The 423-nt window shown below is 72.3% G+C and carries 1 protein-coding gene; it reads left to right on the forward strand.

Features of this window, described 5'->3' with window-relative positions; genetic code table 11:
* On the forward strand, positions 1-423 hold a 423-nt coding region (locus EAD89_RS00060; protein ID WP_147458717.1), incomplete at both ends, for an EamA family transporter.

The following is a 423-nucleotide window of genomic DNA, read 5'->3' on the forward strand; positions in this document are numbered from 1 at the left end:
ACTTCGTACTCGCCGGCCGCGTCGATCCCCGGCTGCCCTCCGTCGCCATGGCCAGCGGCGGAATGGCCGTCGGCGCCGCCGTTCTGCTCCTGATCGGGCTGACCGGTGTGCTGCCGCTGCACGCCACCTTCGGCGAGGTCACCTTCGCCGGGCAGCGCACCAGCTGGCTCCTGCCCATCGTCGGGCTCTCCCTGGTCGCCGCCGTCGTCGCGTACCTGGCCGGGATCGCCGGCACCCGGATCCTCGGGCCCCGGCTGGCCTCGTTCGTGGGACTGACCGAGGTGCTCTTCGCGGTGCTCATCGCCTGGCTGTTCCTGGACGAGTTGCCTACCGCCTGGCAGTTGTTCGGAGGCGTGCTGATCGTCGCCGGGGTCGCGCTGGTACGCCTCGACGAACTGCGCGCCTCGCCCGCACCTGCCCCGC

The organism is Micromonospora sp. BL4, assembly GCF_003667505.1.
Taxonomy (GTDB): domain Bacteria; phylum Actinomycetota; class Actinomycetes; order Mycobacteriales; family Micromonosporaceae; genus Micromonospora.